Source organism: Paractinoplanes ovalisporus, assembly GCF_016834655.1.
Taxonomy (GTDB): Bacteria; Actinomycetota; Actinomycetes; order Mycobacteriales; family Micromonosporaceae; genus Actinoplanes; species Actinoplanes ovalisporus.
Genome location: NZ_JAENHP010000033.1, coordinates 67,763 through 81,190, shown reverse-complemented (window position 1 = coordinate 81,190; position 13,428 = coordinate 67,763). Strand labels below are relative to the sequence as shown.

13 protein-coding genes are annotated in these 13,428 nt (G+C 71.1%); 5 read left to right on the top strand and 8 right to left on the bottom strand.

The window, feature by feature from the left end:
* Nucleotides 1-5: 5 nt before the first annotated feature.
* Together JIG36_RS48005 and mptB are read right to left on the bottom strand one after the other, a co-directional pair.
* Entirely contained in the window at nucleotides 6-1,148 is a 1,143-nt protein-coding gene (locus tag JIG36_RS48005; protein ID WP_203383619.1) for a glycosyltransferase 87 family protein, read from the bottom strand.
* A complete protein-coding gene (gene mptB, locus JIG36_RS48000) occupies nucleotides 1,072-2,658 on the bottom strand; it encodes a polyprenol phosphomannose-dependent alpha 1,6 mannosyltransferase MptB (protein WP_203383618.1) in 1,587 nt (528 codons plus the stop codon). Before mptB ends, JIG36_RS48005 begins: the two co-directional genes overlap by 77 nt.
* A 52-nt stretch (nucleotides 2,659-2,710) precedes the next feature.
* Between mptB and JIG36_RS47995 the strand changes: the two genes are divergently transcribed.
* On the top strand, nucleotides 2,711-4,453 hold the full coding sequence (locus JIG36_RS47995; protein ID WP_236049882.1) for a hypothetical protein: 1,743 nt from the start codon (nucleotides 2,711-2,713) through the stop codon (nucleotides 4,451-4,453).
* 191 nt (nucleotides 4,454-4,644) lie between these two features.
* On the opposite strand, the gene JIG36_RS54555 is transcribed toward JIG36_RS47995, so the two are convergent.
* Complete coding sequence (locus JIG36_RS54555) at nucleotides 4,645-5,118, bottom strand: Lrp/AsnC family transcriptional regulator (RefSeq protein ID WP_203383616.1); 474 nt, start codon at nucleotides 5,116-5,118, stop codon at nucleotides 4,645-4,647.
* Between the two features lie 79 nt (nucleotides 5,119-5,197).
* Between JIG36_RS54555 and JIG36_RS47985 the strand changes: the two genes are divergently transcribed.
* The gene (locus JIG36_RS47985) at nucleotides 5,198-6,223 is read left to right on the top strand and encodes a Glu/Leu/Phe/Val dehydrogenase dimerization domain-containing protein (RefSeq protein WP_203383615.1); all 1,026 of its coding nucleotides are present in this window, start codon (nucleotides 5,198-5,200) and stop codon (nucleotides 6,221-6,223) included.
* Nucleotides 6,224-6,393: 170 nt separating this feature from the next.
* On the opposite strand, the gene JIG36_RS47980 is transcribed toward JIG36_RS47985, so the two are convergent.
* Complete coding sequence (locus tag JIG36_RS47980; protein ID WP_203383614.1) at nucleotides 6,394-6,762, bottom strand: hypothetical protein; 369 nt, start codon at nucleotides 6,760-6,762, stop codon at nucleotides 6,394-6,396.
* 359 nt (nucleotides 6,763-7,121) lie between these two features.
* On the opposite strand from JIG36_RS47980, the gene JIG36_RS47975 reads away from it, so the two are divergent.
* From JIG36_RS47975 to JIG36_RS47965, 3 genes are read left to right on the top strand one after another with little or no spacing between them, the layout of a single operon-like run.
* Nucleotides 7,122-7,358: a hypothetical protein gene (locus JIG36_RS47975; protein WP_307873210.1), complete on the top strand. Its 237-nt coding sequence runs from the start codon at nucleotides 7,122-7,124 to the stop codon at nucleotides 7,356-7,358.
* 43 nt (nucleotides 7,359-7,401) lie between these two features.
* Complete coding sequence (locus JIG36_RS47970) at nucleotides 7,402-8,283, top strand: helix-turn-helix domain-containing protein (RefSeq protein ID WP_203383613.1); 882 nt, start codon at nucleotides 7,402-7,404, stop codon at nucleotides 8,281-8,283.
* Nucleotides 8,284-8,323: 40 nt separating this feature from the next.
* On the top strand, nucleotides 8,324-8,563 hold the full coding sequence (locus JIG36_RS47965; protein ID WP_203383612.1) for a hypothetical protein: 240 nt from the start codon (nucleotides 8,324-8,326) through the stop codon (nucleotides 8,561-8,563).
* A gap of 10 nt (nucleotides 8,564-8,573) precedes the next feature.
* Here the strand turns inward: JIG36_RS47965 and JIG36_RS47960 are convergent, their stop codons facing one another.
* The 4 genes from JIG36_RS47960 to JIG36_RS47945 are packed head-to-tail and all read right to left on the bottom strand — an operon-like array spanning nucleotide 8,574 to nucleotide 13,413.
* Nucleotides 8,574-8,771, bottom strand: coding sequence for a hypothetical protein (locus JIG36_RS47960; protein WP_203383611.1), 198 nt, complete (start codon nucleotides 8,769-8,771; stop codon nucleotides 8,574-8,576).
* A gap of 17 nt (nucleotides 8,772-8,788) precedes the next feature.
* Nucleotides 8,789-11,800: a bifunctional [glutamine synthetase] adenylyltransferase/[glutamine synthetase]-adenylyl-L-tyrosine phosphorylase gene (locus JIG36_RS47955; protein WP_203383610.1), complete on the bottom strand. Its 3,012-nt coding sequence runs from the start codon at nucleotides 11,798-11,800 to the stop codon at nucleotides 8,789-8,791.
* Between the two features lies 1 nt (nucleotide 11,801).
* Complete coding sequence (locus tag JIG36_RS47950) at nucleotides 11,802-12,587, bottom strand: type 1 glutamine amidotransferase (RefSeq protein ID WP_203383609.1); 786 nt, start codon at nucleotides 12,585-12,587, stop codon at nucleotides 11,802-11,804.
* A 10-nt stretch (nucleotides 12,588-12,597) separates the two neighbouring features.
* Nucleotides 12,598-13,413 carry an alpha/beta fold hydrolase gene (locus JIG36_RS47945; RefSeq protein ID WP_203383608.1) on the bottom strand — a complete coding sequence of 272 codons (816 nt, stop codon included), beginning with the start codon at nucleotides 13,411-13,413 and terminating at the stop codon, nucleotides 12,598-12,600.
* Nucleotides 13,414-13,428 lie beyond the last annotated feature (15 nt).

Here is a 13,428-nt window from a genome sequence, read left to right as displayed (position 1 = left end):
TCTGACTACGTGAGGATCTTGTCCTCCTCGTGGACTTCCGCTGAACGACGGGTGCCGATGGGTGTCCAGATCAGCAGGGCCAGGCTGAACCAGACATAGAGGTTGCCGCCGATGAGCTCCAGCGGCGGGCGCGGGCGTTTTTCCCACAGCCAGGTGAGGCGGCTGGTCATGACCACGTACGCACTGATTCCCAGCGCTTTCCGGTTGGTCTCGATACACCGGATGATCGCCGGCAGCAGCCAGACGCAGTGGTGGATCCACGTGACCGGACTGATCAGGCAGCCGACGATGCCGGTCAGCGCCAGCCCGCCCACGATGTCGTCCGGCGCCTTGGCCACCCGCCACGCCCAGAACACCAGCGTCAGCAGTACGCAGACCATCCACACCTTGGCCTCGACCTGCGGGATGGGCAGGCGGGCCAGGAAACCCCGCTCGGACTGGTTGGACAAATAGGACAGCACGCCGACCCGGTTGGTGTCCCACAGCGCCGACGTCCAGAACTCGCGGGACTCGTCCGGGAAGATCGCGGCGGCGAGCAGGGTGGCGCCGGCCGCGGTGCCACTGGCGGTGGCGGCGGCCCGCCAGCGACGGGTCACGAGCAGATAGACGATGAAGATGCCCGGCGTGAGCTTGATCGCGGTGGCCAGGCCGATGCCGACGCCGGCCCACTTGCGGCCACGCGACAGCCCGAACAGCAGGTCCCCGGCCACGAGCGTGAGCAGCAGCGTGTTGACCTGACCGAACGTGATCGTCTCGCGGACCGGCTCGAACGAGAGGGCCAGACAGACCGCGATCCCGTACGCGAACCAGACCGTCCACCCTCTACGCCGGATCAGGTCTCCGGCCAGCCACCACGTGAGCAGGGCGGTGGTGAGAACCGTGGCGACGACCGCGAGGACGACCACCGCCCCGAACGGCAGAACCGCCATGGGCGCCATGACCAGGCCCGCAAAGGGCGGATAGGTGAAGCCGTACGGGGTCCCGGGCCGCAGCCAGTCGTAGACCATGCCGCCGTCGCCGTGGAACCAGTACTGGATCGCCCCGTAATAGACCTTGGAGTCGAAGTAGCCGTTACGCGTCTCGGCGAGATAGACGATCAGGATCGTGATCAGCCCGGCGGCGCTCAGCAGTCCGATTTTTCGCTTCATCAACCGATTTCCACGCTAAATAAAGGATGAACGCTGTCATGGCGACGGCGCCCTGGGCCTTCACGGCCAGGGCCAGGTTGTAGCCGTCGGGCAGACAGAGGGCGGCCGCGACCGCGCACGGGACAACCAGCCACCTAAGGCGGTCGTGCAGGGTGGCGGCCAGGATCGGGAGCGGCCAGAGCGCGTACCAGGGGTGGAAGACCGGCGCGAGCAGCACGGTCGCGGCCAGGGCGTAGCCGGCGTAGAGCAGCGGGTTCTTGTTCCGAGCCGTCCACCAGAGGGAGATCAGCACGCCGGCCAGCGCGACGATGCCGAGGACGCGGGTGACGGGAACCGCGTCCGGGCCGATCAGGTCGATCGTCATGCCGAGGGCGGTGGGCAGCGAGGTCCACTGCACCGAGACGCCGCTGCCGCTGAGGGCGGTCACCCAGCCGAAACCGCGCCCGCTGACCGCTGAGACCGCCGCCAGCGCGAGAAGCAGGCCCCCGACCAGCGCCGTAGCGTTCGCCACCACCTCCCCCGCCCGCCCAGGGAGAGGCCCGACGTTACGCCTTCCCTCCGACAAAACCGCGGGGTTGGCCACAGGCCGGTCGCCCCCGGTTATGCCGTTCTCCCCAGAGCGGATCCGCCGGTCGAGCAGGAGCAGCAGCGCGAACGGCGCCACCACCACGGCCGTCGCCTTCACCGCGACCGCCAGCCCCAGCAGCACCCCCACCGCGAGCCCGGCCGCCCATCCCTTCCGGACGACGGCGACCGCCAGCCCCGCGACCAGCAGCCCGACCATCAGCGCGTCGTTGTGCGCCCCCGAGATCAGGTGGATCGGCACCAGCGGGCAGGCCAGCGCCAGCCACACCGCCCGCCCCAGTGGAACGTTGCCCCGCCGGGCCAGCACCGGCAGCGCCACCGCGATCAGCCCGACCCCGAGCAGCGCGATCACCCGCAGCCCGACGAGCGTGCCGGCGAGACTTCCCGTGGCCTTGGCCGCGATCCCCGCCAGCACCAGGAACAGAGGGCCGTAGGGCGCCGGGGCATCACGCCAGGTCGGCGCCACGGCGTCGGCCCAGGGACAACCCAGAACGTCGACCCCACCCGCGTACGGGTCGAGGCCCGCACTCTGCTGCCAGCCCTGACACGCGTACGAGTAAGCGTCGTAGCTGCCCAGCGGCAGGAACGCGACCAGCGGCAACATCCACAGCGCCGCCGTGACACAGGCCCAGCGCGCGGTCTTCTCGAGCCGGACGCCGGCCACCCACGCCGCGATCAGCAGCCCCGTGCCGGCCAGCCACGCGACCGGCAGCAGAATCCCGTCGTCCCCCGCGAAGATCGTGCTAGGCGTGACCGTCGGCTGCCACGGATCGGTCGCACCGCCGAGCCAGGCGGCCACCGCGAGCGAGGCGCTGCCGGCCAGGCCCCCATAGCGGACGAGAGCGGGGCGGGGCATGGCGAGCACACTACCGTGCGTACCGGTAGGGTCTGTGCGCGTGTGGGCTCGGCACCGGCTGGAATGCATCACCGCCGCCCTCGCGGCGGCCCTCGGCGTCGCCTACCTGCTGCTCCCGCCGATGGGCTCCGACCTGGCCGCTCAGCAGGCCCGGGCCGACTTCTTCGCCACGCACGGCTACACCCCCATGGACCTGCGCTGGTACGCCGGCGTGGACCAGCTCGGCTACAGCCTGATCTCACAGCCCGTAATGGCGCTCCTGGGCGTACGCCTGACCGGCGCCCTGTCCCTGCTGGCCGCCGCGGTCCTGTTCGCCCTGCTGCTGCGCCGGACCGCCGCCCCTCGCCCGTGGCTGGGCGCCGTCGTGGGAACGGTCGGCATAGCCGGAAACCTGGTGAGCGGGCGGGTGACGTACGGCCTCGGGGTCGCCCTGGCCCTGGCCGCGCTGGTCGCCCTGACCACCCGTCACCGCACCTGGCTCGCGCCGCTGTTGACCGTGCCGGCCGCCGCCACCAGCCCCGTCGCCGCCCTCTTCCTGGGCCTGGCCGGCGTGGCCCTCGCCGTGTCCCGCAAGTCCCGTCGCGCCGGTCTGCTGATCGCCGTGCCGGCCGCGCTCCCCCTCGCGCTCAGCGCCCTGCTCTTCGGCGACGGCGGCTGGATGAACATCAGCCGCACCGACACCGTGAAGGCAGTGGTCGCCAGCCTCGCGGTGGCCCTCCTGGTCCCCCGCCGCCCCGTCCGCATCGGCGCCGTGTTGTCCGCGCTGGGGGTTCTGGCCGCCGCGTTGATCCACACACCCGTGGGCCTCAACGCCACCCGCCTGGCCGTGATGTTCACCCTGCCGCTGCTGGCCGCTTACGCCGCTCTCCCCCGCTTTTCCCGTACGGCACCAGTTTCCGCCGACTCGCATACGTCTCCTGTTTCAGCCGACCCACGTACGACGCCAGTTTCGGCCGACTCGCATACGTCGCCAGTTTCGGCCGACCCTCATTCGCCACCTGTTTCGACCGACTCTCGCCCGTCGCCCGTTTCGACCGACTCGCGTACGTCGTCAGCTTCGACCGACTCGCATGCGTCGCCAGTTTCCGCCCGCGAGCCGCGAAGCCCGGCTCCGATCACGGCCGGCGACCCGGTCCCCGAACCCACCGCTCCGCACCGGACCACCGCCCGGCCCCTACCTATCTGGGCCGTGCTGGCGTTGCTGGTCGTGGCGTGCTGGTGGCAGCCCCCCGTGGTGACCGGCGACATCCGCGACATCGGCAACCCGACCGCCGACGCCGCCTACTTCCGCCCCCTCCTGGACCGCCTGGCCCAGGAACGCTTGACCGGCCGAGTCGAGATCCCCGCCACGCGCGACTACTGGGAAGCCGCCCACATGGCCGACATCCCATTGGCCCGCGGTTGGCTGCGCCAGGCCGACATCGACCGCAACCCGCTCTTCTTCACCACCATCCCCGGCGCAACCGGCACCGGCGTACCCCTGACCGCCGACACCTACCGCGCATGGCTGGACGAGCTGGCCGTCCAGTTCGTAGCCGTCCCCGACACCGAGTTGACCTGGTCGGGCCGCCCCGAGGCCGCCCTTGTGACGGCAGGGCTCCCCTACCTGACCGAGATCTGGTCCAGCCCCGACTGGCACCTCTACTCCGTGACCAACCCTCGTCCCTTGATCGCCGAGCCGGCCACCCTCGTACGGCAGGACGCAGCCTCCGTGACATTCGAGGCCCCCACAGCCGGCGACGTACCCGTGCGAATCCGCTGGAACCGCTGGCTCTCCGTAGGCAGCGGCGCCACCCTGACCCGCCAGGGCGACTGGACCGTCGTACGGGTCCCCGCCCCAGGCACCTACACGGTAACGAGCTGAGCCGGCCCGCGAGAGTTATCCACATTGCCCGGTTGTCCACAGGCCCCCACGCAAAGATCGCCTCGTCACGAAACAATGGGGGTTGGGTGGGGGTCCCCCTGGTAGGGCGGGTTATGGATAGGAGCAGTAATGGGTGGGAGCAGTGACGAGTGGGAGCGGTAATGGGTGGGAGCGGTCATGGGTGGGAGCAGCTACCCCTGGCGCGGCGGTGAATTGATCGGCTCCAAGACTCGGTTGCGGGCGTGCTGGTAGATCACTGAGCTTCGGAAACCGACGATCTCGCGGCGGCCGGTGAACTTGTCCATCAGGAACGAGTGGAGCGCGTCGACGCTGGGAACGCCCACGTGCACCAGGAAGTCGTCGCCGCCGGCTACCACGAACACCGACAGCACCTCGGGCAGGCCGGTCGCGTAAGCCTTGAAGTTCTCGATCACCTCGCGGCTCATCGGGCGCACCTGGACGTGCAGGAACGCCTGGACGTGGCGGTTGAGGGCGCCCAGGTCGATCTCGGCGTGATAACCGGTGATCACTCCGCGGTCGCGCAGCAGCCGTACGCGTTCCAGGCACGTCGACGGCGCGATGCCCACCGCGCGGGCCAGGTCGCGGTTGGTCTGCCGGGCGTTCGCCTGCAATTCCCGCACGATCGCCGAATCAACTTCGTCCACGGGGTCGCCTTTCCTGCCGGTTGCCGAACAAGATTCGGCGCGGCGCCTGAACGGCTGGGCAAGCGCCTAGCTTCACCCCATGTTCTCGCATGAACGGATCATCATCCGGCGCGGTCCCGAGTCCGGGCTGCCGATCGTCGTGGCCGTGCACTCGACGGCCCTGGGCCAGGCTCTCGGCGGGTGCCGTCTGGCCGTGTACCGGGACTGGCGCGACGGCCTGGCCGACGCCCTGCGACTGTCCGCCGCCATGACCGACAAGTGCGCCCTGGCCGGCCTGCCCAACGGCGGCGGCAAGACGGTGGTCGCCCTCGACGCGCCGCTCGACGACTCCCGCAAGCAGGCCGCCCTGCACGACGTCGGCACGGTCATCGAGGAGCTGGGCGGCATCTACGCGACCGGCCCCGATGTCGGCACCGGCCCGGACGACATGGTGACAATCGGTTCCCGTACGCGGCACGTCTTCTGCCGTCCGGTAGCCGCCGGTGGCAGCGGCGACTCCTCCCCCGGCACCGCCACCGGAACGGTCGCCGCCTTGCGGGCCGTGTGCGCCGACCGGTTCGGTTCGCCCGAGCCGGCGGGCCGTTCCTTCGCCGTTCTCGGCCTGGGCCGGGTCGGGGGCCGGGTCGCGCGGCTGCTCGCCGAGGCGGGCGCGAAGCTGCTCGTGGCCGACGTCGACCGTTCGAAGCACGCCCTGGCCGACGAGCTCGGCGCCACCTGGGTCACACCCGACGAGGGCCTGTCCGCCGCCGTCGACGTGGTCGTGCCGGCCGCTCTGGGCGGTGTGCTGACCCCGGACTCGGTCGCCGCCCTGCGCTGCTCGGCCGTGGCCGGACCCGCGAACAACCAGCTGGACTCCCCCGCGACGGCCGACCTGCTGCAGGCCCGCGGCATCCTGTGGGCGCCCGACTACGTGGTCAGCGCGGGCGGAGTCGTCAGCGCGACCGCCGTCGAACTGCACCACGAGACCCCCGAGCAGGTCACAGCGCGGCTCGACGGCATCGGCAACACGCTGACCAACGTGTTCGCCGCGGCCCGGCGCGACAACATCACGCCGAGCGCCGCGGCCGCTGCGGAAGCCGCCCGCAGACTGTCCAAAGCAGGTTGAAGCCAGACGGCCGACACCAAAGCGAGCCGTACGGGCGCAGCCAGGCAAAGCGCGTGCTGGGCAGGCGCAGACGAACGAGCGGCGAAGCCTGATCGCTCACGGATGACGGCGGCGCCACCCAGCGACGTGATCGCAGGCCCGGCGACTCTCGTACCGGGGTGGGAACGAGGTCAGTCGCCGGCGTGGGCGGGTGGGCTGACCGGCTCGGCCCGGTCGTACGGCGGATTCAGCGGCGCGTCACCCGGCATGTCGGCGAAGTGGCGGTTGAGGTGGGCGTACGGGTTGCGCCGGGGGTCCCGGGCGGCGCGGGCGACACGCCGCTGCTGGCGGCGCAACGTCACGGCGAGCCGCAGTTCGGGCCACAGCCGCAGCCGGCGTGACGAGTCGAGGGCGGCGAGCGCGCGGGCCAGGCTCTCGCGTTCCCGCTCCGGCACGAAGGCCAGGACGATGATCAGCGGCAGCACGGCCGACACGATCTCGGTGAGGACGAACAGCAGCACCAGCAGAGCGACGATTCCGGCCAGCAGGTTGATGGTCATCGACGTTCTCCTGTCCGAGGAGGAGGCGGATCCGCCCGGTGTGGGGACCGGTCGGCTCGGAGAGGTGATACCTGGATGAGAAACGACCAGGAAACGGTCGCATATGCACTTGCAGGGTCCGACCTCGTCGTCGCGAGAACCGCTGAACACGTACGGCTATTGATCCGACGCTTGCAGCAACCCCTCGTGACCCCTACCACTGAATATCCGCGTCTATGCACCGAGATGCAAGCACGATCCGAGGGCATGAATATTCTTTCCTTGGCGTTCACGCGGACCTACCCAGCTCTGGACCTTTGTGCTTGCATGAGGTATGCGCCGCTGCCGCATGACCATCAGGACTGCTGTATCGTTCGCGCGTGACGACAAATCAGCCCTTAACGGCTGCTCAGGATGCAGCGCCGCGCCTGACCTTGGTGACGACGCTGTGCGGCGGCGGGACCTGCCCGACCGTCTACCGCACCGACCGGAATACATTTGTTGTGCAGGGATACACCGTGACCGCGGAGGCCGCCGGTCTCGACCTCCCCGCGGGAGAACAACTCGTCGAGATCCCGGCCGAGCTCATCGCCGAGGCCATGAAAGCAGTCAGCTGACCGAACTGACCGAACTGACCGAACGGGAAGGAGGGCGAGCGGAATGACCACCTCGCCCGAATTCCCGGACAGCGCCGAAGAGCACGTCGGCGCGGCCCTGGCCCGTCGGCGCAAGAGCCTGAAGATTCCCGGGCAGGTGCTCGGTGAACGGGTCGGCATGAGCCAGGCCAAGATCTCGCGTCTCGAGACCGGCAAGTCGGCGGCCGACCCCCAGGATGTCCGGCTCATCGCCGAGGCCCTCAAGATGCCCGACACCGAGGTCGAACGCCTCGCCGGGCTGGCCGAGCGCTCGAACAACCAACTTGTCGACTGGCATCCGGCCGAGCTGGGCCTGCAGAACCGGCAGAAACGTGTCCGGCAGCTCGAAGCGCCTGTCCGCGAGATCCGCACCTTCCAGCCGGCTGTCGTCGTGGGCCTCCTCCAGACCAGCGAATACGCGCGGGCCGTGCTCGACCAGCTGCGGACCCAGCTCGACGACGACCAGATCGCCGATTCGTTGCTGACCGTCTCCGAGGCGGTCTCGATCCGGATCCAGCGGAGCCAGCTGCTCTACGATCCCGGGCGCCAGTTCCACTTCGTCATGACCGAGACCGTTCTGAGCAACCGGGTGTGCGGACCGGCCGAGATGCTGGGCCAGATCGCCCGGCTACGCGAGGTCGCCACACTGCCGAACGTCAGCATCCGGTTCATCCCGCGCGAGGCGGAGTTGCCGATCGCGCCGTTCCACGGTTTCGAGCTCATGGGCGACCGCACTGTGATGGTCGACATCTTCAGTGCGAGCCTGGAGTCCCAGGGCCGTGGCATCGTCCGCCGGTATCGGCGGGTGTTCGACGCCTTGGAGTCGGCTGCGACCACGGACATCGAGCCTCTTCTCGACGCGTACGAGAAGAACTGCATCCGGCAGCTGGCCCAAGCCGCGGCCTGACCCATTGTGACGGGGTTGTTTCGGTCCGTACGGTGGTGTCATGACGACCCACAAGGATTCCGTCGAGGCCACCGACAACCGGCTCGACATACTGACGAGTCTCTGCGGAAGTGGCACCTGTCCGACCGTCTACCGCACTGCCGGCCAGTCAGTGGTCGTGCAGGGCCACGCGCTGACCGGCGAACAAGCCGGTGTGGAGGTGCCCGACGGCGAGCACCTCGTGGAGATCCCGGTTGAGGTTCTGCTCGCGGCAGCCGACAAGATCCGGAACCAGGCCTGAGACAGCGTCGTCACCAGGCGAAACGACGCCGCTTCTTCTTCTGGCCCCGCAGGCCGGACAGGAAGTCGGCACCCTCGCGCAGCGCGCGGGAACCGCGGCTCGGGCCGCGCCTGGCCTCCAGCTTCTCGCTCAGCTTGCGAGCGCCGAAGGCGGCCAGCGGAACGGCGATCGCCATGATCGCAAAGCGCTTCACCATGTTGAACAGCATGGAAGAGGGATACCCACTCAGGACTCGAGCACACGCTCCATCGCCGCGCGGGAACGGCGGGTCAGGCGCAGGTAGCGGTCGACGAACTCGCCCGGGTCGCCTCCGCCCAGCAGCATCACTGTGCCCGCCAGTTCGACCCCGTGGCGGGGCAGCTGGTCGGTCGGACGGCCCCGGACCAGGGTCAACGCGTTGCGCACCTGGGCCGCCAGGGTCCAGCCGGCGGTCATGGCGGCCGCGTCGACCTTGTCGACCAGCTTGGCCGCGACCGCCGCGTCGAGGGCCTCGAGCGTGCGGGTCTTGCGCAGATCCGGTTCCGCGTACGCGTGACGCAGTTGCAGCAGCTGGATGGCCCATTCGACGTCGGACAACCCGCCCCGGCCCAGCTTGGTGTGGGTGTGCGGGTCGGCGTTGCGGGGCAGGCGTTCGACCTCGACCCGGGCCTTGATGCGGCGGATCTCGACGACCTGCTCGCGGGTCAGGCCACCCTCGGGGTAGCGGATGCGGTCGGCCAGTTCCTCGAACTTGAGGCCCAGGTCGTGGTCGCCGCTGACGAAACGGGCCCGCAGCAGCGCCTGGGCCTCCCAGACGCGCGACCAGCGGGCGTAGTACTGCTGGTAGGCGGCCAGGCTGCGGACCAGCGGCCCCTGCCGTCCCTCGGGACGCAGGTCGGCGTCGATGCCCAGTTCGGGGTCGGGCGCGGGCGCGGTCAGCAGTTTGCGCAGCTGTTCGGCGATGGCCAGCGACGCCGACGACGACTCGTTCTCGGGGGTGCCGGGGGCGGGCTCATAGACGAACAGCACGTCGGCGTCGGACGGGTAACTCATCTCGTATCCGCCGAGGCGGCCCATACCGATGATCGCGAACTTGAGCCCGGCCGGACCGGGATGGGCCCGGCGGGCCACGCGCAGGGCGGCGCTCAGCGTCGCGTCGGTGACGTCGGACAGCGCGATGCCGATCCGGTTCACGTCGAGCGGCTCGGCCGGGGCCAGCTCGCCCGCCTTGCTGAGGATGTCGGCGCAGGCCAGCCGGAACAGTTCCCGGCGGCGCCGGGCCCGGACGGCCGCGATCGCCTTGACCGGGTCGTCGGCGTAACGCTCGGCGGCGGCCGCGAAGCCGTCGAGCAGGGACTCGCGGGAGCGCGGGAGCAGTTCGGCGTCGTCGGCCAGCAGGCGCAGTGCCTCGGGGTCGCGGGTGAGCAGGTCGGTCGCGTAGCGGGACAGGCTGAGCACCCGGGCCAGGCGGCGGGCGACCGGGCCGCCGTCGCGCAGCAGGCGCAGGTACCACGGGGTGCTGCCCAGCTTGTCGGAGACGTGACGGTAGTTGAGCAGGCCGCGGTCGGGTTCGGGGGCGTCGGCGAACTCCTGCAGCAGCATCGGCAGCAGCGTGCGCTGAATGGCCGACGTGCGGGTGACGCCGCCGGTGAGCGCCTGCAGGTGGCGCAGCGCCCCGGCCGGGTCGGCGAACCCGAGCACCTCGAGGCGCCGGCCGGCCGACTCGGTCGTCATGCGCAGCGCCTCGGCCGGCACCCGGGCCACGGCCTCGAGCAGGGGCTGGTAGAGCAGTTTGACGTGCAGCCGGCGAACCTGGGCGGCGTGGCCGACCCAGTCGGAGCGGAAGGCCTCGACGGCGTCGCGCCCGGGCAGGGCCGTGTAGCCCAGCGCGGCCGCCAGCCAGCGCAGCGCCGCCGGGTCGTCGGGCACGGTGTGGGTGCGGCGGAGCTGCTGAAGTTGCAGGCGGTGCTCGACTCCGCGGAGGAAACGGTAGCCCCGGAGCAGGGTCTCGCCGTCGTCGCGGCCCACGTAGCCCCCGGCGACCAACGCGCGCAGGGCCGGGATGGTGCCCGGCGGGCGCAACGTCTCGTCGATGCGGCCGTGCACGAGCTGGAGCAGCTGGACGGCGAACTCGATGTCACGCAGCCCGCCCGGGCCGCGTTTGATCTCGCGGTCGGCCACGCCCGGCGGCACATTGTCGATGATCTTGCGGCGCATGTCGCGGACGTCGGACACCGCCTCGGGGCGTTCCGCGGCGTGCCACACGAGCGGGGCCAGGTCTTCGATCCAGCGGCGGCCCAGGGCCAGGTCACCCGCGGCCGGACGGGCCTTGAGCAGCGCCTGGAACTCCCAGGTGCGGGCCCAGCGGCGGTAATAGGCCTCGTGGCTGGCCAGCGTGCGCACGAGCGGCCCGCGGCTGCCCTCGGGGCGCAGCGCGGCGTCGACCGGCCAGGCGACCATGCCGCAGATCTCGATCAGGCGGGCGGCGACGATCGTGCCGGCGTTGAGGTCTTCGTCGGAGTCGGCGACGAAGATGACGTCGACGTCGGAGACGTAGTTGAGCTCGTTGCCGCCGCACTTGCCCATCGCGACCACGGCCAGGCTGGGCTCGGCGGTGCCGGAGGGCAGACCGGCGACGGCGATCGCGTAGGCCGCGGCCAGGGTCTCGTCGGCGAGCCGGGAGAGCGCGGCCATCGTCGGTTCGAGGCCGCGCCCGCCGGTGAGGTCGGCGGCGGCGATGCGCAACAGGGAGATGCGGTAGGCCCGGCGCAGCGCCGGCACGCTGGGTTCGTCGCTCTCGACCTCGAGGTGGCCCTCGGCGTTGGGCGGCAGGCCGGTCTTGCCGGTGGCGAGCACCTGCCAGTCGCCCGGGTTGGCCACCAGGTGGTCGCCGAGCGCGGACGAGGCGCCCAGCACGGCGATCAGGCGGCGCCGCAGCCCGGGGTCTTGCGCCAGCGCGCCGATCAGCGCCTCGGTCGCCTCGTTGGTGGCGATCTCGCCGCCCGGCCCGGTGACCCGGCCGCCGTTGCCCCGCGCGGCGGCCCGGCCGGCCGCGTCGACCAGCCGGTGCAGCTGGCGCAGGGCCAGGTTGGGGTCGGCGGCGCGGGACAGCGAGTTGAGGAGTTCGGCCGCGTCGGTGCCGACCGGGGCCTGCGCTTCCGGGTCCCACAGCCGCAGGCCGGTCGGGCCGAGCAGGTCGGACGCGCGGGCGCCGTTGTCGGCAAAGCCGTACCGGGCGAGCCGGCTGGGCCTGGTCAACTCACTGTCCCAGCAGCGGGAGGGTGCGGCCGGCGCCGGCGTCGGGTATGTCGGCGTCGGGCAGCGTGCCCAGGGCGAGCGAGGCGAACCGGGCCACGAACGGCTGCCACACCTCTTCGACGTCGGGCAGGATGTCGGCGATCGCGAACACGACCGCCTCGGCGTCGTAGCCCAGCTCGTCGATGGTGGCGCGGTCGCTCGCGGCCCACTGCTCGACCATCGCGGTGTCGCACTCGATGTGGAACTGCAGGCCCCAGGCCCGGTCGCCCAGGCGGAAGGCCTGATGGGGGTAGCGGCTGGACGCGGCCAGCAGCACCGCCCGCAGCGGCAGCTCGGTGATCTCGTCGCGGTGCCACTGGATGACGTCGGGCAGCAGCGGCACCCACTTGAACAGCGGGTCGGTGTCGGCGGCGTCGCGCTTGCCGACCAGGCCCGGGCCGATCTCGGGGCCGCTGGTGCTGCGCTCGACCAGGCCGCCGTGGGCGTTGGCCAGCAGCTGGCCGCCGAGGCAGACGCCGAGCGTGGGCACGCGGTGGCGGACGGCCTTGCGCAGCAGCCCCTCGAGGGCCGGGAACCAGGGCGCGCCGGGCGTGCCGTCGGCGTCGGGATAAGCGTTCTGATCGCCGCCCAGCACGATCAGAGCGAGGTAGTCGTCGAGGGTCTCGGGCAGCTCGTCACCGGCGTGCGGGCGCAGGACGGTGAGCTCGAGGCCGGCCTCGGTCAGCCACTCGCCCAGCCGGCGCGGGTCGTCGGTCGGATCGTTCTCGATGACTAGTGCAGTCGCCACGCTCACGAGGCTAACCCTTCAGGAATTCCCGTACGGCGGCGAGCCAGGCCGACGGGTTGTCGAAATGTGTCATGTGCGCCGCCTCGGGGATCATCCGCAGCCGGCTGGCCGGAACTTCGGCGTGCAGCCGGTGGGCGACCGACGGCGGGAACGTCATCTCACGCTCGCCGTGCACGATCAGCACCGGGCCGCCCCAGCGCCGCAGAACCCCCGGTGGATCGGCCGGGCGGGCCGGTTTCAGCTTTCCTTCCAGGTACGGCGTGTCCCACGCGCTGGAGAACCGCACGCCGCCCAGAACCGCCCGCCACTCGTCGGCCCGGTCGAGCCGCCAGATCGTCGCCGGCAGATCGGCCTCGGCCATCGCCCGGGCCACGGCGCCGTCCTCGCCCTTCAGGTTCCAGTCGACCTCTTTGCACTGCGCGGCCCGTTCGGGCGGGATCTCGGCCTCGAAATCCCCGTAAGCCGTGGTGGAGGCGAGCACCAGACGCCGCACCAGGGCGGGGTGCTGCTCGACGACACGCATGGCGACCCCTCCCCCGTAAGAGAAGCCGAGCACGTCGGCCCGGGTCGCGCCGATGTGGCTGATCAGGCCGGCCACGTCGTCGGCGATCAGGTCGGGCTGGAGCGGCACGTCGCGGCTGGACCGGCCGCACCCGCGCAGGTCGAACAGGACGACGTGGGCGACGTCGGACAGCCCGGCCACGGGCCGCAGATAGGAGTGGTCCCACCCCGGTCCACCGTGGATGACGACCAGCGGCGGCAAGCCCGGGTCACCCGAACGGCTGACGAAGAGCTTGACCCCGTTGATCTGCTCGATAGCGTCCACGGCAGGCAACCTAGA